The sequence below is a fragment of the Pelomicrobium sp. P1 genome, from assembly GCF_052805615.1.
The window spans coordinates 79,160-100,019 of record NZ_JBRBEM010000005.1; the positions used below are offsets into that span (position 1 = coordinate 79,160).

The window sequence follows — 20,860 nt, forward strand, 5'->3', positions numbered from 1 at the left end:
CCTAGGACTCGAAGCCGAGGCTCTTCAGCATCCTCTCGTCGTCGGACCATCCCCGGCGCACTTTTACCCACACGTCCAAGAAGACCTTGGTCCCGAAGAGCCGCTCCATGTCGAGACGCGCGAGGCTCGCGATCTCCTTGAGTTTTTCGCCCTTGCGCCCGATTACGATGGCCTTCTGGGAATCCTTTTCCACGTAGACCACCGCGTGGATGCGTTTCAGATCCCCTTCGTCCTTGAACTCCTCCACCACCACCGTGGTGGCGTAGGGCAGCTCCTCGCCCAGCAGCCGGAACAGCTTCTCCCGCAGGAGCTCGGCGGCGAGAAACCGTTCGCTGGCGTCGGTCATCTCCCCCGGATCGTAGAGGGGCGGTCCTTCCGGGAGGTACTTCCGTATCGTCGCCACCAGGTCCTCGACACCCGCGCCTTTTTCGGCGCTGACGGGCACGATCTCGGCGAAAGGGTAGGTCTCGGCGGCCTGCTGGATGAAGGGCAGCAGCAGCCCTTTGTCCTTGACCAGATCCACCTTGTTGATCGCCAGAATGGCGGGCCGGTCCCGCTTGAGCAGTCCCACCACCTGGCGATCGCCCGCGTTGAAGCGCAACGCCTCCACCACCACCAAGGTCACATCCACGTCCTCCAGCGTCCGCACCACGCTGCGGTTGAGGGCCCGGTTGAGCGCGCCCCCGTGCAGGGTCTGGAACCCGGGGGTGTCCACGAAGACGAGCTGGGCGTCCCCGGTGGTCAGGATGCCCCGCACCCGGTGGCGGGTGGTCTGGGGCCGGGGAGAGACGATGCTGATCTTGGCGCCCACCAGGCAGTTGAGCAAGGTGGACTTGCCCACGTTGGGCCGGCCGACGATGGCCACATAGCCGCTCCTGAAGCCAGGGGCGGTCGCGCTCATCGGGCTTCGCGTCCTTGGGGCTCACCACCTTCCACCTGGGCCAGCGCCTGGCGGGCCGCCTCCTGTTCCGCCTTGCGGCGGCTCGGCCCTTCGCCCAGACAGCGGATGCCCAGTTCCTCGATCAGGCACTCCACGACGAAGTGCTGTTCGTGGGCCCGGCCGTGGGTCGCCACCACGGTGTACTGGGGCAGCGCGAGCCGCCGGCCCTGGAGGAATTCCTGCAACTGGGTCTTGGGGTCCTTGCCCAGGGTCTTGAGGTCCAACCGCTCCAGGAAGGGCTCGAAGAGGCGCCGGATTACCTGCTCCGCCGGCTCAAAGCCCCCGTCCAGGTAGATGGCGCCGAAGATCGCCTCCAGGGCGTCCGCCAGGATGGAGGGGCGCCTGGCGCCGCCGCTCTTCACCTCCCCTTCCCCGAGCCGCATCAACTCCCCCAGTCCCAAGTGGACCGCCAGGGCGCTCAGGGTCTGCTGGTTGACCAGGTTGGCCCGCAGCCGGGAAAGGGCCCCTTCGGGGGCCTGGGGGAAGCGGGCATACAGCAGCCGCGCCACCGCCAGGTTGAGGACGCTGTCGCCCAGGAATTCCAGCCGCTCGTTGTGGGGCGAGCTGTGGCTGCGGTGGGTGAGCGCCTGGCGCAGCAGGGACGGATCGGTGAAGGCGTAGCCAAGCAGGGTGCAAAGCGCGTCCACATCCATCCTGCGGCCCGCGGGCGCGCCGGCGGGCGGACCAGCGGTCATCGGGTCGAGTAGCTGAAGTCGATCAGCAGGCTCACGTTGGCGAAGAGCGGCACCTTCACCTGGTAGCTGGCGCTGAGCACCAGGGCGCCGCCCTCTTTGCTCACCGCGATATCCCGGCCCTTCACCGCCGTGATGTTGTCGATGTCGGCGCGCTTGTCGAAGGCGCTGCGGATCTCCGCCACCGAAGCCTCCTGCAGGGTGGGGTCGCGTACCGTGGCCGTCATGGTCTTCTTGATGGCCCAGAATTCCATGTAGTGGGGGATTACCTTGAAAGCGAGCAGCGCCCCGAAGGCCAGGATCACCGCCACCACCAGAAAACCACCGAGAGTGATGCCTTGCTGCCTGTGCATACGCTTTCCTCGCGCGGGCTCCCCCGCGGCTCAGCGGATCACGGTGCCGATCCGCTTGAAGTCGCCGAAGTTCCACCAGATCAGAAACGCCTTCCCGACCACGTGGCTGTCGGGCACGAACCCCCAATAGCGGCTGTCGCTGCTGCTGTCCCGATTGTCGCCCATAACGAAATAGTGCCCCGGCGGCACCGTGCAGCTTATGGCATCCTCATTGTAGGTGCAATTGTCGCGGAACGGAAACTGGCGCACCCCGGCGAGCTGCAAGTCCGGGGCGGACGGGTTGATGAGCACCGCGTGGGGATGTCCGCCCAGATACTCGGTGAAAAGCAGGGCCCTCACCAGGTTGAGCCCGCCTTCCACGTAACTGTACTCGCCGTTTTTCACCATCTTGACCGGCTGGCCATTGATGATGAGCCGCTTGTCGCGGTAGACGACCCGATCGCCCGGCAGGCCCACCACGCGCTTGATGTAGTCGAGGGAGGGGTTCTCCGGATAGCGGAACACCATGACCTCTCCCCGCCGGGGGGAATTGACCTCGATGATCTTCCAATTGACTACGGGCAGCCGGATGCCGTAGGTGTACTTGTTCACCAGGATGAAGTCCCCCACCAGCAGGGTCGGGATCATCGATCCCGAGGGGATCTTGAACGGCTCCACCAGGAAGGAGCGCAACACGAAGACCAGCAGGATCACCGGGAAGAAGCTCTTCGGGTACTCCACCCACCAGGGTTCCTTGCGGTGCGGGCCCCGGCGTTTGGCCAGCACGAGCCGGTCGAGCAGCCAGATCCCGCCGGTCACGACGAGCAGGATCAGCATCACCAGCGCGAAGTTCATCCGGTCTCCTGGGTTGGTTTATTTGCCTTCGACCCGCAGCACCGCAAGGAAGGCTTCCTGGGGAATCTCCACGCTGCCCACCTGCTTCATGCGTTTCTTCCCCGCCTTCTGCTTCTCCAGCAGCTTCTTCTTGCGCGTCACGTCGCCGCCGTAGCACTTGGCGAGCACGTTTTTGCGCAGCGCCTTGACCGTCTCCCGGGCGATGATCTGGGAGCCGATGGCCGCCTGGACCGCCACGTCGAACATCTGCCGGGGAATGAGCTCCCGCATCTTGGCCGCCAGCTCCCGCCCCCGGGCCTGGGCTCCGGAGCGGTGCACGATGGCCGATAGGGCGTCCACCCGCTCCCCGTTGATCAGGATGTCCAGCTTTACCAGGTCGGAGGCGCGGAACTCCTTGAATTCGTAGTCCAGGGAGGCGTAGCCGCGGGAGACCGACTTAAGCCGGTCGAAGAAATCCATGACCACTTCGTTGAGCGGCAGCTCGTAGGTGAGCATTACTTGCCGCCCCAGGTACTGCATGTTCCGCTGCACCCCGCGCCGCGCCTCGCACAGGGTGATGACCGGGCCCACGTAGTCCTGGGGCAGGAGGATGTGGGCGGTGATGACGGGCTCGCGGATCTCCTCGATCTTGGAGGACTCCGGAAGGCGCGACGGGTTTTCGATGTGCAGCTCGGTGCCGTCGCGCAGCAGCACCTGGTAGACCACCGTGGGCGCGGTGGTGATCAAGTTCATCCCGTATTCCCGCTCCAGCCTCTCCTGCACGATGTCCAAGTGCAGCAGGCCCAGGAAGCCGCAGCGGAAGCCGAAGCCCAGGGCCTGGGAGGTCTCGGGCTCGAAGTGGAGCGACGCGTCGTTGAGCTTCAGCTTTTCCAGGGCGTCGCGCAGGGCGCCGTAGTCGCCCGCGTCCACCGGATAGAGCCCGGCGAACACCTGGGGCTTCACCTCTTTGAAGCCGGGAAGCGGGCCTGCGGCTGGCCGGGCGGCGTGGGTCACGGTGTCGCCGACCCGCGCCGCGGTGAGCTCCTTGATCCCCGCGGTGACGAACCCCACCTCCCCCGCGCCCAAGCAGTCCTTGGCCATGGATTTGGGGGTGAACACCCCCACCTGCTCGCACAGGTACTCGGCGCCGGTGGACATGAAGCGGATCCGGTCTTTCGGGCGCAGGACCCCGTCCACCACCCGCACCAGCATGACCACGCCCACGTAGTTGTCGAACCAGGAATCGATGATCAGGGCCTTCAGGGGCGCCTCCGGGTCCCCGACGGGCGGCGGGATGCGCCGGATGATCGCCTCCAGCACTTCGGGCACCCCCTCCCCGCTCTTGGCCGAGCAGCGCAGGGCGTCCCGGGCCGGAATGCCGATGATGTCCTCGATTTCCCCGATCACCCGGTCCGGCTCCGCCGAAGGCAGGTCGATCTTGTTGAGTACGGGCACCACCTCGATGCCCTGCTCGATGGCGGTGTAGCAGTTGGCGACGGTCTGGGCCTCCACGCCCTGGGAGGCGTCCACTACCAGGAGCGCCCCTTCGCACGCCGCAAGCGACCGGGACACCTCGTAGGAGAAGTCCACGTGGCCCGGCGTGTCGATCAGGTTCAGGAGGTAGCGCCGGCCGTCCCGGGCCGTGTACTCCAGCGCCGCCGTCTGGGCCTTGATGGTAATCCCGCGCTCTCGCTCGAGCTCCATGGAGTCGAGCACCTGGTCCTCCATTTCCCGATCCGAAAGCCCGCCACAGAGCTGGATCAGGCGGTCGGCGAGGGTGGACTTGCCGTGGTCGATGTGGGCGATGATCGAGAAGTTGCGAATGTGCTGCATCCGGTTCCGGAAAAAGCCGGGCCTGCCCCGACCGGAATCCCGCCCCCGGCGCGGGTCGCGGGCTTAAAAAAAGGGCACCGCGCGAGTGCCCAAGTCATTGGAAGGTGTGAATTTTAGCGAATTTCCGCGAGGTATGCATCAAGCGCCTGGAGGTCGAGGCGGTAGCAGCACAACTCCCGCTCGCCGGCCGCCAGCACCGGCACCCGCTCGCCGTAGCGACGCTCGAGCCGGGGATCGGCGTCCACGTCCACCACCTCCACCCGGAACCCGAGGACGGGGGCGAGGGCTGCCAGCGCCCGTTCCATCTCCTCGCACAGGTGGCAGTAGGCCCGGCTGTAGAGGGTGAGGGATATCGTCTCAGCCATCGATCCTGGCCGTCAGGAAGGTGGTGCTCTCCCCCCGGCGCACGAGCAGCGCCACGTGGCGGCCCTTCTCGATCCCGCCGACGATCTTGCGGAATTGCTCCACGCTTTTCACGTCCTCGTTATTGATGCCGAGGATCACGTCCCCCGGGCGGATGCCGGCCCGGGCGGCGGGGCCGGGCTTCACGTCCTCCACCAGCACGCCGCCGTCGACCCCCAGCTCCTTCTTCTTGTCCGCCGGCAGATCGGAGAGGACCAGGCCCAAGCGATCGGCAGCGGCGCTTCCCCGCTCCCCTTGCCGACCCGAGGCCTTCGCCACCTGCTCCTCGGGCAGCTCGCCTACGGTGACCTGGACGTCTTTCGTCGCCCCCTTGCGCCAGACTTGCACAGTGACCTTGGTCCCCGGCTTGGTGGACCCCACCATGCGCGGCAGGTCGCTGGAGGAGGCAACCGGCTTGCCGTCGTATTTGAGGATGATGTCGCCCACCTCCAGGCCGGCTTTTTCCGCCGGGCTGCCCTTCTCCACCGAGGCGATCAGCGCTCCCATGGGCTTGGACAATCCGAAGGATTCGGCCAGGTCCCGGGTGACCTCCTGGATCACCACCCCGAGCTTTCCCCGCCGCACTTTGCCATGGGCCCGGAGCTGGTCGGCGACGTCCATGGCCACGTCGATCGGGATGGCGAAGGACAATCCCATGAAGCCGCCGGTGCGGCTGTAGATCTGGGAGTTGATGCCCACCACCTCGCCCTGCATGTTGAACAACGGCCCCCCCGAATTGCCCGGGTTGATGGCCACGTCGGTCTGAATGAAGGGCACGAAGTTCTCCTGGGGTAGCGACCGTCCTTTGGCGCTCACGATGCCCGCGGTCACGGAATGCTCGAACCCGAAGGGGGAGCCGATGGCCACCACCCACTCTCCCACCTTGAGCTTGTTCGGATCGCCGAAGCGCACCGTGGGCAGCCCCTGGGCGTCGATCTTGATCAGCGCCACGTCGGTGCGCCTGTCGGCGCCGATCACCTTGGCCTTGAACTCCCGTTTGTCCACCAGCTTCACGATGATCTCGTCGGCGCTGTCCACCACATGGGCGTTGGTGAGGATGTAGCCGTCCTGGCTGATGATGAAGCCGGAGCCCAGGGAGCGGGATTGGAATTCCCGGGGCAGATAGGGAAAGTTGGGTACGAAGCGGCGGAAGAACTCGTAGAAAGGATCGTCCTCTGGAATATTGGGCAACTGAGGTGCACCGCTTTTGACCGTCTGGGTGGTGCTCACGTTGACCACCGCCGCGGCGTTTTGCTCGACGATGCCGGTGAAGTCGGGAAGCTCCTTCGCGGCTACAGCAAAAGCGAGGAGCAATGCGGAAAAAAGAAACGTCAGGCGGCTCAACATGGATCGGATGACCTCCAGGAAACGGCGATTATCACAGATTTGTTGCGCGCACCGCGCGCACGATGCGCGGCGCTTGGTGGGCGTGGACCTGGGTCCGTCCCGAACGGCGAATCAGAACGTAAGCTCCCGCCAGGCCGGCCGCGGCCCCGGCGGCGGCCAAGGCGTCTCCTCCCCCGCCGGCCAGGAAACCTACCACCGCCCCGACGAGGACCAGCCCCAACGCCCGGGCGAACACCGCAGCCGCGCTGCGCGCGAGCTTTCCGTCTTCCACCGCCACGATCACCTCGTCTCCCGGCCCGGCCTGGATCGGATTAGCCACCTCGAGCTGCCGGGGACGCCAAGACAGCCACCGGGCAAGCTGCGTCGTGCCGCAGGCTTTGCCCGTTACGCAGACGCCGCAGCCCGCCTGCTCCAGGACCTCGATCAGCGCGGCTTCTCCACGGCGTTCGATGACCCGTGCCCGGGATTCCAACATCGGTCTACTGGTCTTGATGGGCGATGGAATTGGCGATCTTCATCACCGTGACGGCGGGCGCTTCGCCCACCACCGTGATCAAGTGGTTGTTCACCACCCGGGAGACGACGTTGATGGCCCCTTGATTGGACAGGCGGTGGATCGCCGGCGGATTGGTCTCCACCGCTTCGACAAACACGGACACCGCCACTAGCCCGTCGGACAGCATGATGTGGGTTACCGGGCGTGGCTTCGCGCCCAGCATGCGCCTGGCTTCCAGAACCTTTTTGAAGCCTGGCGGAGGATCCCGGATGACCCAGCCCGATGGCTTGGCGGCGCCTTGCCCATCGGTCATCACGTTCTCCTGTTGTACCAGGGCGCGGGCCTCGTACTTGGGCTGAAGCAGGGCCCGATCGATGGGACGGCCGATCTCCACCTGGGTGAAGGCGAACTGCTCCACCACCCGGCCCTTGTCGTCGAACATGATCGCCTTGATCAGCAGGCCCGATCCCACGTCGGCCCAAAGCTTGTGCCCGTAGCGCAGCCCGTCCTTGGGCTCCAGGAGGATTACCTGGCACTCGTAGCCCGCGATGCGCTCGCGCCCGCCCAGGCGCACGTGGTAATTCTCGGCGAGCGCGGAGAGCTGATCCGGCAGCAAGGCTGGGAAGGTCTTCCGGGGCAGCCCCTTTTCGATCCGTAGCCGCTTCGCCTCCGGGAAGTAGCAATAGATCTCGTCGTTGTGGCGGATGATCTCCCGCGGCGGACCGTCCAGGGTTTCCAGCTTCTCGTGTTCGCCGGTCTCATCCACCAGATGGATGATGCGGGAGGATTCGACCCGGTTGCCGTGCTGATAGACGAAGGTGCCGACATAGTTGACCGTGCGCGCGGCGCTGGCGACGCGCTGCAGCCAGGCGAGGCCGTCGCCGCCGTCGGCCGCCGCCGCAGGGAGGGCTCCCAGCGCCAGCGCAACCAACAGCGCCCAGCGGATCATGGACGGGCTTCCGCCTCGGGATGGGACACCGCCCGGACGTAGGTGGCCATGCCCTGGATCTGGGTGCTCGGGGAATGGCCCTGATGGACCAGCAGGTAGTCGTTCAGCCTGCCCAGGGGTGGCGGGGGGACCTGCAGGGCGGGACTGGTCCACGGGCCGCCGGCGATCACCGAGGCGGGCCGGGTAAAGGCGGGTCGCTCGCTCTCGGACTGCCCCTGGAGCACGACCCATCCCACCAGCGCCACCGCAGCGAGCGAAGCCGCCGCCGACAGGGCGTAGAGCCGCACGCTTCTCGCCAGGGAGCGCCGCGGCGCGAGTACGGTGGGTTCCTCGGTCAGCCGCCGGTGCACCTGCTCCTCAACGTCGAAGGCCGCGAACGCCTGTTCCCGCAGCGCGTCTCCGATGAGGTGATATAGCGCCCATTCGCTCCGAAGGCTCGAATCGCTGCCCAGCCGCCCGATCACTATCCGGGCCTGGTCGGCCTCGAGCTCCCCGTCCATCAACGCGGAGATCTCCTGCTTCACTTCACCACCTCTTGTCCTTGCTGGTACCCAGTAGCGGTCGCAGGTTGGCTGCGATCGCCTCGCGTGCCCGGAAGATCCGCGAGCGCACCGTCCCGATGGGGCAACCCATGATGGTCGCGATCTCTTCGTAGCTCAAACCTTCGATTTCCCGAAGCGTGATGGCGGTGCGCAGTTCCTCGGGCAGCGCCGCCATGGAGTCGTTCACCGTCTGAGCGATCTGCTTGCTCATGAGTTCCGCTTCCGGCGTGTTGACGTCCCTCAACTGCTCCGCGTCTTCGAACGTCTCCGCCTCTTCGGCCTCGAATTCCGTGGTGGTGGGGGCCCGCCGCCCCATCGCCACCAGGTAGTTCTTGGCGGTGTTGATCCCGATCCGGTACAGCCACGTATAGAAAGCGCTGTCACCCCGAAACGAAGGTAGGGCCCGGTAGGCCTTGATAAAGGCTTCCTGGGTCACGTCCTCGATTTCGGCGGGGTCCCGGATGAAGCGGGACAAGAGCCGGGCCAGCTTCCGCTGGTACTTGCTGACCAGCAAGTCGAAGGCGTGCTTATCACCACGCTGCGCCCGCTCGACCAACGTCTGGTCGATCTCCCGGTCACCCATGGGCTGGAGTTCCTGAGGCTTGAGCTAGGATGGGCTATCAAAAAAAACCGCGCCTTTCGCGCGGCTCGCTTAGTATAACCCACCCGGGCCTCACGAACGCCGCCCTACTCCGTTGTTTCAAAAGACAAGGAGGCGAGCCATTAGTTCAGCCGGCTACAGGGTTATTTTTCTCGCGCGGACATTTTACGCGGACGCCCCTAAAATGGGGCCAGCACGGGTTCAACTGCGAAGGAATCGGTCTTGTTGCGCTTCGACGTCGCCATCATCGGCACCGGCCTGGCCGGCCTGACGGCCGCCTTGCATCTGGCGGAGCACAAGCGGGTCGGTCTCATCACCAAGAAAACCCTCCTGGACGGGGCCAGCAGCTGGGCTCAGGGAGGCATCGCGGCAGTCCTGTCCCAGGAGGACTCCCTGGAATCCCACCTTCGGGACACCCTGGTGGCCGGGGCGGGCCTGTGCGACGAGACGGTGGTCCGCTACATGGTGGAGCACGGGCGGGAGGCCATCCAATGGCTCATTGACCAGGGGGTTCCCTTCACCCGGGACAAGGAAAACGAAGGGGCTTACCACCTCACCCGGGAAGGGGGGCACAGCGTGCGCCGGGTGATCCACGCCGCCGACGCCACCGGCCGGGCGGTGCAGACCACGCTGGAGGCCAAGGTGCGGGAGCATCTTAACATTACCCTGCTGGAGCGGCACATGGCGGTGGATCTCGTTACCGCCGCCAAGCTGGGCTTGCCGGGCAACCGGTGCCATGGCCTCTACGTGCTGGACGGGGAGCAGGGGGAGGTGCGGACCCTTGCGGCCGATTTCGTCATCCTGGCCACGGGCGGCGCCGGCAAGGTCTACCTCTATACCACCAACCCGGATACCGCCACCGGGGACGGCATCGCTATGGCCTGGCGGGCGGGATGCCGGGTGGCCAACATGGAGTTCATCCAGTTCCATCCCACCTGCCTTTACCATCCCCATGTCAAATCCTTCCTCATTTCCGAGGCGGTGCGGGGGGAAGGGGGGGTGCTGCGGCTGCCCGACGGGACCCGCTTCATGCCCTGGCACGACGAGCGGGCGGAGCTCGCTCCCCGGGACATCGTGGCCCGGGCGATCGACTTCGAGATGAAGAAACGGGGTTTAGACTGTGTCTATCTAGATATCTCCCACAAGCCGGCCGAATTCCTGAAAAGCCATTTCCCCACCATTTATACCCGGTGCAAGGAGCTCGGCATCGACATCACCCGGGACCCGATTCCCGTGGTCCCGGCCGCCCACTACACCTGCGGCGGCGTAATGGCGGACGTGGCCGGGCGTACCGATCTGCCGGGCCTGTACGCCATCGGGGAGACCGCCCACACTGGCCTGCACGGCGCCAACCGGCTGGCCAGCAACTCGCTGTTGGAGTGCCTGGTGATGGGCCGGGCGGCGGCGGAGGACATCCTGCGCCAGGGACCCCAGCCCGCCGTGCCCCTGCCGGCCTGGGACGAGAGCCGGGTGACGGACGCCGACGAGGAGATCGTGATCTCCCACAACTGGGACGAGCTGCGCCGCTTCATGTGGGACTACGTGGGCATCGTGCGTACGGACAAGCGGCTGGAGCGGGCCCGGCACCGGATCCGGCTGCTCAGCGAGGAGATCGAGGAATACTACGCCAACTTCCGGGTGAGCAGCGACCTGCTGGAGCTGAGGAACCTGGTGCTGTCGGCGGACTTGATCGTGAAAAGCGCCTCCTTACGCCGGGAGAGCCGGGGGCTGCACTATAGCCGGGATTACCCCCAGCCGCTCCCCACCGCCTCCAATACGGTGCTGGTGCCCGACGCGCCCCGGCGCCCGTTGCGGCAGCGGGCCCCGCTTTATTGATCGATCGCCGCGCCCTTCTTCGCAACCGGCGGCGGGGCGGTCCCCCACCGCAGCACCACCCGCAGCGCCCGTAGGCCGTCCGCGTCCGCCGAGTCGGGGAGCAGCACCACCGCCCGCTCCCGCCCGCCCCCTTCCGGCGCCACCCGGACCACCAGGAGCCAGGGATGGACCAAGGTCGAAGGCAGTACCCTCCCGGCGATTCTCTTCCCCGCCCGGGTTTCCAGCTCCGCGCCCAGGTCCGAGCCCACCCGCAGCCTCACCCAAGCCCTGGAACCCCATAGCCAGGCGTGCCGGGCCACGGAGGCCACGGCGCTCACGAGGAGGGCGAGCCCCAGCAGGACCTTCGCCGCCGCCGGCAAATCCAGGGGAAAGAGGGTTGCCGCCGCCGTCCCGTGTCCCGCCGAAAGCACCAGGGCCAGCGCGGCGGACGGGCGCAGGGAAACCTCTGCGGCGGGCCTTTCCACGGTCGTCCCGGTCAGCGGAACACCAGCACCGGAATCTTGGTGTGGCTTAAAACCCGCATGGTCTCCCCTCCCAGGAGCAGGCTGGCGATGCCCCGGCGCCCATGGGAGGCCATCACGATCAGGTCGCAGCCCCGCTCCTCGGCCGTGCGGATGATGACCTCGAACGGGTGGTGGCCGGTGGTGAAGACGGTCTCGCACGGGATCCCCGCCTCCTGGGCTGCCCGTTCGATGGCGGCGAGATAGGTCTTGCCCCGGGCCCGGGCCTCCTCGGCGAACTGCTCATCGGTGATGGGGTCCACCGGCATCAGCCCGTCGTAGGCGATGGGCTCGAACTCCGGCGCCACGTGCAGGCCCGTGACCCGGGCGCCGATGCTCTTGGCGAAGGCGATTCCTTTGGTGATGGCGATCTGGGACAGCTCCGAGCCGTCCGTGGGCAGCAGGATATGCTTGAACATTGCCCCACCCTCCTCTCTCGTGGGCTATCGGCCCTTTCTTCGGGTGCCGCGGCCCGCACAGGTTAGCCCAGATGGCGCCACCGCGGAAGGGTCCATCCCGGGCGGTAGCTTCACTCAGGGAGAGGGGGCTTCCCCGGGACGGCCGGTCGACTGCACAGACAGCCCATAAACCCGGCCGCCAGTCAGGCGCCCGGGGAAACGTGCGAAAATAACAAAGGGTGAGTTTTCGCCCCCACCGAACGGGAAGGATATCTCAACCGTCTACCTGAGAGAGCCCGTATGAACATACCGCTGGATGCTCCCGGCAAGAGCCGCGGAGCGGCATATCCCGTCCTGGAGGAGCTGATTGCTCCCCAGGAATGTTCCCTCGACGTGCTGATGGAAAAATACGCCAAGGGGAACGAGCGCACCGTGGAGGAGGTGCGGCTGCGAGTAGCCCGGGGGCTCGCCCAGGCGGAAGCGGAAGCCCAGCGCTGGGTGGGCCCCTTCTACCAGGCCCTGGCCAACGGCTTCATCCCGGGCGGCCGTATCAACTCCGCGGCGGGCACCGCGCTGCAGGCGACCCTCATCAACTGCTTCGTCCAGCCGATCGCCGACTCCATCTCGGGCCATATCGACGGCGTGCCCGGCATCTTCATTGCTCTCAACGAAGCAGCGGAGACCATGCGCCGCGGGGGCGGCGTGGGCTACAACTTCTCGGCGATCCGCCCAAGCGGGGCGCTGGTGCGGGGCACCTGCAGCTCCGCTTCCGGGCCGGTGAGCTACATGGAAGTGTTCGACGCCATGTGCGCCACGGTGGAATCCGCGGGTGCCCGGCGCGGTGCCCAGATGGCGGTGCTCAATTGCACCCATCCCGACATCGAGGACTTCATCGTCGCCAAGTACCAGAAAGGCCGGCTCAACAACTTCAACATGAGCGTGGCGGTGACCGACGCGTTCATGCGAGCGGTGGAAGCGGATGCCGAGGTGGAGCTTACCCATCCCGCTGAGCCGGGCGCCGAGGCCAAAGCGCGGGGTGCCTATCAGCGAGCCGACGGCTTGTGGGTTTACCGGCGGATGCGGGCTCGGGTCCTGTGGGACAAGATCATGGCCTCCACCTATGACCACGCCGAACCGGGCGTGGTCTTCATCGACCGGGTCAACCGGGACAACAACCTCTGGTATTGCGAGAGGATCGAGGCGACCAATCCTTGCGGCGAGCAGCCGCTACCTCCCTACGGCTGCTGCGACCTGGGCTCTATCAACCTCACTCGCTTCATCGCCCACCCCTTCACCGAGCGAGCCCAGTTCCTGACGGAGGCGTTCCGGGACACCTGCGCGATGGCGGTACGCATGCTGGACAACGTTCTCGACTTAACCCACTGGCCCCTGCCCCAGCAGCAGGAGGAGGCCCGCAGCAAACGGCGCATCGGGCTAGGCTTCACCGGACTGGGCGACGCCCTCATCATGCTCGGCTTGCGCTACGACACCGACGCGGCCCGGGAGATGGCCGCCTCCATCGCCCGGGAGATGCGAGACGCCGCCTATACTGCCTCGGTAGAGCTGGCCAGGGAAAAAGGGGCCTTCCCGGCCTTCGACCCAGACAAGTATCTGGATGGAGAGAGCTTCGCCTCGCGCCTGCCCAGGGAGCTCAAGGCCCAGATTCGCAAGCACGGGATCCGCAACTCCCATCTGCTCTCGATTGCCCCCACAGGCACCATCTCCCTTGCCTTTGCGGATAACGCGAGCAACGGCATCGAGCCGCCCTTCTCCTGGACCTATATCCGCAACAAGCGCATGCCCGACGGAAGCCGCCGCCCGTACACGGTGGAAGACCATGCCTACCGGCTGTACAAGCGGCTCACTGGCATCGGAGAGGATGTGACGCTGCTTCCCTGGGACCCGTCCCGGGGCATCCCTGCAGGCCAGGTGTGGACGGAAGGAGGCAAGCGCTACGCCTTGCTGCCCGAGGCCTTCGTCACCGCACTGCAGATGCACGCCTTGGACCACATGCGCATGTCGGCGGCCGTGCAACCCTACATCGACGCCGCCATCTCCAAGACGGTGAACGTGCCGGAGGACTATCCCTTCGAGGCATTCAAGGATCTGTACATGGAAGCCTGGAAGGCGGGCCTGAAGGGCATCACCACCTACCGTCCCAATGAGACCCTGGGCGCGGTCCTGGAGGTCCAGTCCCGGAACAAGGCGGAGCCCCAGGACATCCAGCTCTCCGAGGTGGACAAGCGCTTGGTGCTGGAAAAGGCCCCGACCCCGGCCCTCGCCAGCCTGCGCTGGCCCGGGCGGCCTCAGCTTCCCGCCGGCAACATGGCCTGGACCTACGAGGTGGAGCATCCCCTGGGCAAGTTCGCCATCTTCGTGGGGGAGATCACCCAGTCCGACGGGCGAGTGAAGCCCTTCGAGGTCTGGGTAAACGGCAACGAGCAACCCCGGGGCCTCGGGGCGCTGGCGAAGACTTTGTCCATGGACATGCGGGCGGAGGACAAGGTCTGGCTGCGCACTAAGCTGGACGTGCTGGCCAAGACCGTGGGCGATGACGGATTCATGGTGGCCATGCCGCCCCGGGGCGAGCGGGTGTGGGCGCCCAGCTTGGTGGCCGCCTTCGGCCGCATCGTTCGCTACCGCTGCGAGCAACTCGGCGCGCTATCTGGGGAGGACGAGCCCACGCCGGTGATGGACGCCCTCTTCGCCCGCCGGGAGCCCAAAACCGGCACCGACGGCACCCTGAGCTGGACCGTGGACATCGCCAATCCGGCCACCGGGGACGATTTCGTCCTGGGCGTCAAGGAGCTGGTGCTGCCGGGGGGCGAGCGGCGGCCCTACAGCATGTGGCTTGCCGGCTTCTATCCCAGGGTGCTGGACGGCCTGTGCCGACTCCTCTCCTATGACATGCGGGTCGTGGATCCGGCTTGGATCGGCATGAAGCTCCGCAAGCTTCTCAACTACTCCGAGCCCCGGGGCGATTTCATGGCCCGGGTGCCCGATGCCGATCGCCAAGAGAACTTCCCCAGCACCATCGCTTACCTGGCGCGGCTGCTGATCCACCGGTACGCCATGCTGGGCATCCTCACCGAACAGGGACACCCGGTAGTGGACATGGGGGTGTTGGCAGTGCCGGAGGCCTTCGCGGGCGAGGCGGGCTTGGTGGCTCAGCCGGCCCTGGCCGGAAAGCCGTGCGACGAATGCGGCGCCCGCACGGTGATCAAGAAGGACGGCTGCGAGTTCTGCACCTCCTGCGGAGCGGTGGGGGCCTGCGGCTAATCCGGGGGGGTCGCCATGCATCCTGACTGGAAAGCCTACCTGGAATCCCAAGGCGCCCGCATGAGCGGGGATCGGGTCGCCGACTTCGGCGATCCGTCCGGAGAACGGGAAGCCACCGGGCGGAGTACGGTGATTGCCGATCTGTCCGGATACGGCCTGCTCCGGGTCTCGGGCCCAGATGCCCAGGCCTTTCTCCATGGGCAGCTCTCCAGCGACGTGCGGGGGCTGCCCGCCCACCGGGCCCAGCACAGCAGTTACAACACCCCCAAAGGGAGGATGCTGGCTACTTTCCTCCTCTGGCGCATGGGCGAAGACTACGCCTTGCAGCTCGCCACGGAACTCGCCGAGCCCATACGCCGGCGCCTCGCCTTGTTCATCCTCCGGGCCCAGGTGCAGATCGAGGACATGAGCGACGCCCTGGTGCGCCTGGGGGTCGCGGGCCCCGACGCCGGGCAGCTCCTCGCCGCCCGCTTCGGGAGCCTGCCGGAGGTGGATCTCGGTGTGGCCCAGGCCGAAGAGGCAACCCTCCTCCGGCTCGGGCCGCAACGCTTCGAGCTGGTGAGTCTCCCGGACCAGGCCCCAGGCCTGTGGGAGCGCTTGAGGACTGCCGCCCGCCCCATCGGCTTTTCCTGCTGGGAGTGGCTCGAGATCCGGGCCGGCATCCCCCGGGTGACCGCGGCCACCCAGGACCAGCTGGTGCCCCAGATGGCCAACCTGGACGCCCTGGGAGGGTTGAGCTTCCGCAAGGGCTGCTACCCCGGCCAGGAGATCGTCGCCCGCACCCATTACCTGGGGAAGCTCAAGCGGCGCCTTTACCTGGCCCATCTGGACGGGGAAGCCACCCCCGCGCCGGGAGATCCCCTCTACGGCCCGGAGACGGAGGGCCAGGCGAGCGGGATGGTGGTCAACGCCGCCCCGGCCCCCGGGGGAGGCTACGACCTCCTGGCGGTGGTCCAGCAGGGGAGCGTCCAGGCGGGGGAGGTGCGCTGGAAAACCCCCGACGGGCCCCGACTCGAGCTTCTGCCCCTGCCTTATCCGGTGCCCCAGTGATGCTGGCTTATTACATCTACTACCGGGTCGATCCGGCCCAGGCGGCCGTGGCGGAAGCCCGGGTCCGGGAGCTACAGACGGCTCTGGACTGCCGCACGGGGGTGGCCGGGCGGCTGCTCAAGAAGCGGGATGAGCCCCACCTGTGGATGGAGGTCTACGAGGAAGTGGAGGACCCCGCTCGCTTCGAGGAAACCCTCGCCCAGCTCGTGGGGGAAAAGGGGCTGCGGAGCCTGCTCGCTCCCGGCGCCGAACGGCGGGTCGAGTGCTTTGTCATGGGTTAAGCCCGGCCTCTGGCATGTGCCTTGCCCTCCTCGCCCTCCATACGCATCCTCGCTACCGGTTGATCGTGGCGGCGAACCGGGACGAGTTCTACGATCGTTCCACGGCCCCCGCCGCCTTCTGGCCCGATCATCCCCAGGTCTTGGCCGGGCGCGACTTGGCGGAGGGCGGCACCTGGCTCGGCATCACCCGCACCGGCCGGTTCGCCCTGGTAACCAACTACCGGGAGGGAGGTGCCCGGCGTGAGGGAGCTCCCTCCCGGGGCCGCCTGGTGAGCGACTTCCTGACCGGGGCCGAGGCCCCCGAGGCCTACGCCAGGCAGGTCGCGTCCCGCGCCGGCGAGTACAACGGCTACAACCTAATCGTGGGAGACGGGGCCGCGGTGGTGTACCAGTCCAACCGCGCCGAGGGAATACGGCGCCTGACGGAGGGGGTGTACGGCCTCAGCAACCATCTGCTGGATACACCCTGGCCCAAGGTCCGGCGCAGCAAGGAGACCCTGTTCGGTCTGCTGGAACAGGAAGGCCCGGCCCTCTTGGAAGGGCTCTTCCGGATGCTGGCGGATCATTCCCGCCCCGGCGACGGGGAGCTGCCCGAGACCGGCATCGGGCTCGAATGGGAGCGGCTGCTCTCGGCCGCCTTCATCGCTTCCGACACCTATGGCACCCGCTCCTCGAGCGTCGTGCTGGTGGGCCGGGACGGAACGGTTCAGTTCGTGGAGCGCAGCTTCGGGCCCCGCGGAGCGACGGGAAGCCAGGTAGCCTACGAGTTCACCCTGTAACCGCCTGCCCCGCCCCCCTTCCCCATGCCGATCCGCAGCCGCTGGGACGATCAAGAGGCCGCCCGGTTTTCCGGAGCGCTGGGAAGCCGCATCTACACGTCCCGGTTACTGGGCCAGGATCCCACCCTGGTCCTGCACGGGGGCGGCAACACCTCGGTCAAGGTGGAAGAACAGGGTCGCCGGGTGCTCTACGTGAAGGGCAGCGGTGCGGACCTCTCCCGGGTAGACGAGGGAGCCTTCGTGCCGGTGGATCTGGACCGGGTCCTCCCGCTCCTCGAGCGCGAGGCCCTCGACAACGAGGAGATGCTGGCGCGGCTCAAGGATGCGGTGCTTTCCCCCGGCGCCCCGGCCCCCTCCATCGAGACCCTGCTCCATGGGGCGCTTCCCTTTCCCTACGTGGAGCATACCCATGCCGACAGCATCCTGGCGGTGGCCAACGTGGCCGCGGCCGACCGGGTGTTGAAAGAGGTGTACGGGGATCTGGCGCCGGTGGTGCCCTACCGCCACTCCGGCTTCGAGCTGGCCAAGGCCTGCGCCGAGGTGTTCCGCCGACAGGCGACGCCCCGCACCATCGGCCTGATCCTCCAGTTCCACGGCGCGGTGGCCTTCGGCCCCTCCGCCCGGGAATCCTATGAGAATATGATTGCCCTGGCGGCCCGGGCGGAAGACTATCTCGCCGCCCACGGCGCCTGGGACCTGCCCGAAGCGGCAGCGCCCCCCTTGGACCGGGAAGCGGTCGCCCGGCTGCGCCGGGACATCTCCCGCGCGGCGGGTTTTCCCCTCATCCTCAAGCTGGTCCGGGAGCCGGTGGCCATGGCCTTCGCCCGGCGCGCGGACCTGGAAACCGTGTCCCAGCAGGGCCCGCCCACGCCCCAGCACGCCATTTTCACCCGGCGCCTGCCCCTCCTCGGGCGGGACGGGGCCTCCTATACCCGAGCCTACGCCGAGTACCTGACCCGCTACCTGGGCGCCGAGCAGGCCCGAACCCTGGATCCTTCGCCCCGGGTGGTCCTGGATCCCGAGCTGGGACTGGCCGCCCTGGGCGTCGATGCCCGCTACGCCGCCGTCGCGGCGGAAGTGTATCTCCATGACATCGCCATCATCACCCGCGCTTCTGCCCACGACGCGTACCGGGCGGCGCCGCCCCAGTTCATAGCGTGGGCGGAGCTCGCCTACGGAGGGTTTGAGCAGCGGCTGCGACGGGAGGCGGCGGGCGAGCGCCCGCTCCTGGGCCAGGTCGCCCTGGTGACCCCGGGCGCCGACCGCCACGACCCCGGCCTCGTTCCTCGGCTGCTGGCGCTGGGCGCGGCCGTGGTGCGCGTCGTCGCTTCGGCTTCCGATTGCCGCGGGGGCGGGGACCCGGCGCTCCTGGAAGCGCCCCTCGGAGGTGCGGCTGCCGAGGATCGGGAGCAGGTCGTGGAGGCCACCGTCCTCGCTTTCGGCGGCCTTGACCTGCTGTGCGCCGTAGGGGATCGGGAAGCCTGGTACCCAGCCTGCCGCCCGATCCTCGCCCACTCCCCCATGGCCGGGGCTCTGGAGCGGGCCGGCATCGCCTTCTGAGCGAAGGGGCCAGGGAAAGGGAAAGCTACCCCTGGTCGAAACCGACGAATAGCCGGTTCTTGAGGCTGTGCAGCAGGTCTCGGAGCTGGGCGGCCCGCTCGAACTCCAGGTTCTTCGCCGCCTCCAGCATCTCCTTTTCCACCCGCTTGATCTCTTTCGCGTACTGCTCTTCGGACAAGATGCGGTAGCCGGCCCGGACCTCGGCTGCCTTGAGCAACGGCTTCGCGCTTTCCGGCTCGTAGATGCCGTCGATCAGGTCCTTGATACGTTTCGAGACGCTCCTCGGGACGATCCCGTGCTGGGCGTTGAAAGCTAGCTGCTTGCGCCGCCGGCGCTCGGTCTCCTCGATCGCCCGCCGCATGGAATCGGTGACCGTGTCCGCGTACATGATGGCGGTGCCGTTCACATGGCGCGCCGCCCGGCCGATGGTCTGGATCAGGGAGCGCTCGGAGCGCAGGAAGCCCTCCTTGTCCGCGTCCAGGATGGCCACCAGGGACACCTCCGGAATGTCGAGCCCTTCCCGCAGTAGGTTGATCCCCACCAGCACGTCGAATTTCCCGAGGCGCAGATCCCGGATGATCTCCACCCGCTCCACTGTGTCGATGTCGGAGTGGAGATAACGCACCCTGATGCCGTGCTCGGAGAAGTATTCCGTCAGGTCCTCGGCCATGCGCTTGGTGAGGGTGGTCACCAGCACCCGCTCTCCGCGGCCGACCCGCAGATGGATCTCCGACATGAGATCGTCCACCTGGGTCGAAGCGGGCCGCACTTCCACGGCCGGGTCCACCAGCCCCGTGGGCCGCACCACCTGCTCCACGATCTGGGCCGAGCGCTCCCGCTCGTACTCCGCAGGGGTGGCGGAGACGAAGATGGTCTGGCGCATCATCCGTTCGAACTCGTCGAACCGCAGCGGCCGGTTGTCCAAGGCGCTGGGCAGCCGAAAGCCGTACTCCACCAGGTTTTCCTTGCGCGAGCGGTCGCCCCGGTACATGCCTCCGAGCTGGGGAATGGTCACGTGGCTCTCATCGATGAACATGACCGCGTTGGTCGGCAGGTAATCGATCAGGGTGGGGGGCGGCTCTCCGGGCGCGCGGCCGGAGAGATGGCGCGAATAGTTCTCGATGCCCTTGCAGAAGCCCAGCTCGTTCAGCATCTCCAGGTCGAAACGGGTGCGTTGCTCGATGCGCTGGGCCTCCACCAGGCGGCCGGCCTTCTGGAAGAATTCGATCCGCTCGGCCAGCTCCTGCTTGATCGCCTCGATCGCCCTCAAGGTGGTGCCGCGGGGAGTGACGTAATGGCTCGAAGGATAGACCGTAAACCGCCCCACCCTCTGCAGGGTCCGCCCGGTGAGGGGATCGAAGAGGTGGAGCTCTTCCACCTCGTCGTCGAACAAGCTTACCCGGAGCGCTGTCTCCGAGTGCTCCGCGGGGAAGATGTCGATTACGTCCCCGCGCACGCGGAAGGTACCCCGGCGGAAGTCCAGGTCGTTGCGCTGGTACTGCATGTCCGTCAGGCGCTTGATGATGTCCCGCTGGGAGATCCGTTCCCGCTCCCGCAGGTGCAGAATCATGCCGTGGTAGTCCACGGGGTCGCCGATCCCGTAGATGGCGGACACGGTGGCCACGATCACGCAGTCGTCCCGCTCCAGCAGGGACTTGGTGGCCGACAGCCGCATCTGCTCGATGTGCTCGTTGATGCTGGAATCCTTCTCGATGTAGAGATCCCGGGAAGGGACGTAGGCTTCCGGCTGGTAGTAGTCATAGTAGGAGACGAAATACTCCACCGCGTTCTCCGGGAAGAACTCCCGCATCTCGGCGTACAGCTGGGCGGCCAAGGTCTTGTTGGGGGCCAGGATGAAGGCCGGTCGGCCCAGGCGGGCGATGACGTTGGCCATGGTGTAGGTCTTGCCCGAGCCCGTGACGCCCAGCAGCGTCTGGTACATCAGCCCGTCGCGCACGCCCTCCACCAGTTGGGCGATGGCCTGGGGCTGGTCGCCCGCCGGCGGAAACGGCTGGTGGAGCCGGAAAGGGCTCCCGGGAAAAGTTTCCACCCGGGGGGCCGGACGGGCGGCCGGGGGAGGCGCGAGACGTGCCATTCGATGGACGAAGCTTCGGTCGGTATCGGTCAAGGCGAAGGTTTAGATTTTCCCACACTGCGTCGGATTCCCGCCATGCTTGCCCCGCTTTATTCACCGTGCAGCCTTATCGAG

General features: G+C 66.9%; 20 protein-coding genes. 6 read left to right on the forward strand and 14 right to left on the reverse strand.

Annotated features, from left to right (window positions below; translation table 11 throughout):
* Position 1: 1 nt before the first annotated feature.
* The 11 genes from era to rpoE all read right to left on the reverse strand — a co-directional run bounded on the left by era (position 2) and on the right by rpoE (position 8,950).
* The gene (era, locus tag ACUVYZ_RS06830) at positions 2-901 is read right to left on the reverse strand and encodes a GTPase Era (protein WP_439933708.1); all 900 of its coding nucleotides are present in this window, start codon (positions 899-901) and stop codon (positions 2-4) included.
* Positions 898-1,593, reverse strand: coding sequence for a ribonuclease III (gene rnc, locus ACUVYZ_RS06835; RefSeq protein ID WP_439933790.1), 696 nt, complete (start codon positions 1,591-1,593; stop codon positions 898-900). The genes era and rnc overlap by 4 nt, the downstream gene beginning before the upstream one ends.
* A 38-nt stretch (positions 1,594-1,631) precedes the next feature.
* Positions 1,632-1,985 carry a DUF4845 domain-containing protein gene (locus ACUVYZ_RS06840; protein WP_439933707.1) on the reverse strand — a complete coding sequence of 118 codons (354 nt, stop codon included), beginning with the start codon at positions 1,983-1,985 and terminating at the stop codon, positions 1,632-1,634.
* A 30-nt stretch (positions 1,986-2,015) separates the two neighbouring features.
* Positions 2,016-2,819 carry a signal peptidase I gene (gene lepB, locus ACUVYZ_RS06845; protein WP_439933706.1) on the reverse strand — a complete coding sequence of 268 codons (804 nt, stop codon included), beginning with the start codon at positions 2,817-2,819 and terminating at the stop codon, positions 2,016-2,018.
* A gap of 18 nt (positions 2,820-2,837) precedes the next feature.
* Positions 2,838-4,631 carry a translation elongation factor 4 gene (lepA, locus tag ACUVYZ_RS06850; protein ID WP_439933705.1) on the reverse strand — a complete coding sequence of 598 codons (1,794 nt, stop codon included), beginning with the start codon at positions 4,629-4,631 and terminating at the stop codon, positions 2,838-2,840.
* Between the two features lie 113 nt (positions 4,632-4,744).
* Positions 4,745-4,996, reverse strand: a complete 252-nt coding sequence (locus tag ACUVYZ_RS06855; RefSeq protein ID WP_439933704.1) for a glutaredoxin family protein — start codon at positions 4,994-4,996, stop codon at positions 4,745-4,747.
* Positions 4,989-6,380 carry a DegQ family serine endoprotease gene (locus ACUVYZ_RS06860; protein ID WP_439933703.1) on the reverse strand — a complete coding sequence of 464 codons (1,392 nt, stop codon included), beginning with the start codon at positions 6,378-6,380 and terminating at the stop codon, positions 4,989-4,991. Before ACUVYZ_RS06860 ends, ACUVYZ_RS06855 begins: the two co-directional genes overlap by 8 nt.
* Before the next feature lie 31 nt (positions 6,381-6,411).
* Entirely contained in the window at positions 6,412-6,855 is a 444-nt protein-coding gene (locus tag ACUVYZ_RS06865; protein ID WP_439933702.1) for a SoxR reducing system RseC family protein, read from the reverse strand.
* A 4-nt stretch (positions 6,856-6,859) separates the two neighbouring features.
* Positions 6,860-7,825 (reverse strand): MucB/RseB C-terminal domain-containing protein, encoded by a 966-nt coding sequence (locus ACUVYZ_RS06870; protein WP_439933701.1) that lies wholly within the window; start codon positions 7,823-7,825, stop codon positions 6,860-6,862.
* Positions 7,822-8,349: a sigma-E factor negative regulatory protein gene (locus ACUVYZ_RS06875; RefSeq protein ID WP_439933700.1), complete on the reverse strand. Its 528-nt coding sequence runs from the start codon at positions 8,347-8,349 to the stop codon at positions 7,822-7,824. Before ACUVYZ_RS06875 ends, ACUVYZ_RS06870 begins: the two co-directional genes overlap by 4 nt.
* A gap of 1 nt (position 8,350) precedes the next feature.
* Positions 8,351-8,950 (reverse strand): RNA polymerase sigma factor RpoE, encoded by a 600-nt coding sequence (gene rpoE, locus ACUVYZ_RS06880; RefSeq protein WP_439933699.1) that lies wholly within the window; start codon positions 8,948-8,950, stop codon positions 8,351-8,353.
* Between the two features lie 243 nt (positions 8,951-9,193).
* Between rpoE and nadB the strand changes: the two genes are divergently transcribed.
* A complete protein-coding gene (gene nadB, locus ACUVYZ_RS06885; RefSeq protein ID WP_439933789.1) occupies positions 9,194-10,804 on the forward strand; it encodes an L-aspartate oxidase in 1,611 nt (536 codons plus the stop codon).
* Here nadB and ACUVYZ_RS06890 read toward each other — a convergent pair.
* Together ACUVYZ_RS06890 and ACUVYZ_RS06895 are read right to left on the reverse strand one after the other, a co-directional pair.
* Positions 10,798-11,268, reverse strand: a complete 471-nt coding sequence (locus tag ACUVYZ_RS06890; protein WP_439933698.1) for a protein YgfX — start codon at positions 11,266-11,268, stop codon at positions 10,798-10,800. The genes nadB and ACUVYZ_RS06890 overlap by 7 nt on opposite strands.
* Before the next feature lie 11 nt (positions 11,269-11,279).
* Positions 11,280-11,723, reverse strand: a complete 444-nt coding sequence (locus ACUVYZ_RS06895; protein WP_439933697.1) for a universal stress protein — start codon at positions 11,721-11,723, stop codon at positions 11,280-11,282.
* Between the two features lie 279 nt (positions 11,724-12,002).
* Between ACUVYZ_RS06895 and ACUVYZ_RS06900 the strand changes: the two genes are divergently transcribed.
* From ACUVYZ_RS06900 to ACUVYZ_RS06920, 5 genes are read left to right on the forward strand one after another with little or no spacing between them, the layout of a single operon-like run.
* The gene (locus ACUVYZ_RS06900) at positions 12,003-14,981 is read left to right on the forward strand and encodes an adenosylcobalamin-dependent ribonucleoside-diphosphate reductase (RefSeq protein ID WP_439933696.1); all 2,979 of its coding nucleotides are present in this window, start codon (positions 12,003-12,005) and stop codon (positions 14,979-14,981) included.
* Between the two features lie 15 nt (positions 14,982-14,996).
* Positions 14,997-16,031 carry a CAF17-like 4Fe-4S cluster assembly/insertion protein YgfZ gene (gene ygfZ / locus ACUVYZ_RS06905; RefSeq protein ID WP_439933695.1) on the forward strand — a complete coding sequence of 345 codons (1,035 nt, stop codon included), beginning with the start codon at positions 14,997-14,999 and terminating at the stop codon, positions 16,029-16,031.
* Complete coding sequence (locus ACUVYZ_RS06910; RefSeq protein WP_439933694.1) at positions 16,031-16,312, forward strand: DUF4936 family protein; 282 nt, start codon at positions 16,031-16,033, stop codon at positions 16,310-16,312. The genes ygfZ and ACUVYZ_RS06910 overlap by 1 nt, the downstream gene beginning before the upstream one ends.
* A 14-nt stretch (positions 16,313-16,326) precedes the next feature.
* Entirely contained in the window at positions 16,327-17,091 is a 765-nt protein-coding gene (locus tag ACUVYZ_RS06915; protein ID WP_439933693.1) for an NRDE family protein, read from the forward strand.
* Positions 17,092-17,115: 24 nt separating this feature from the next.
* Positions 17,116-18,651 (forward strand): class II aldolase/adducin family protein, encoded by a 1,536-nt coding sequence (locus tag ACUVYZ_RS06920; protein ID WP_439933692.1) that lies wholly within the window; start codon positions 17,116-17,118, stop codon positions 18,649-18,651.
* A gap of 25 nt (positions 18,652-18,676) precedes the next feature.
* Here ACUVYZ_RS06920 and uvrB read toward each other — a convergent pair whose 3' ends face one another.
* Positions 18,677-20,746 carry an excinuclease ABC subunit UvrB gene (gene uvrB / locus ACUVYZ_RS06925; protein ID WP_439933691.1) on the reverse strand — a complete coding sequence of 690 codons (2,070 nt, stop codon included), beginning with the start codon at positions 20,744-20,746 and terminating at the stop codon, positions 18,677-18,679.
* Positions 20,747-20,860 lie beyond the last annotated feature (114 nt).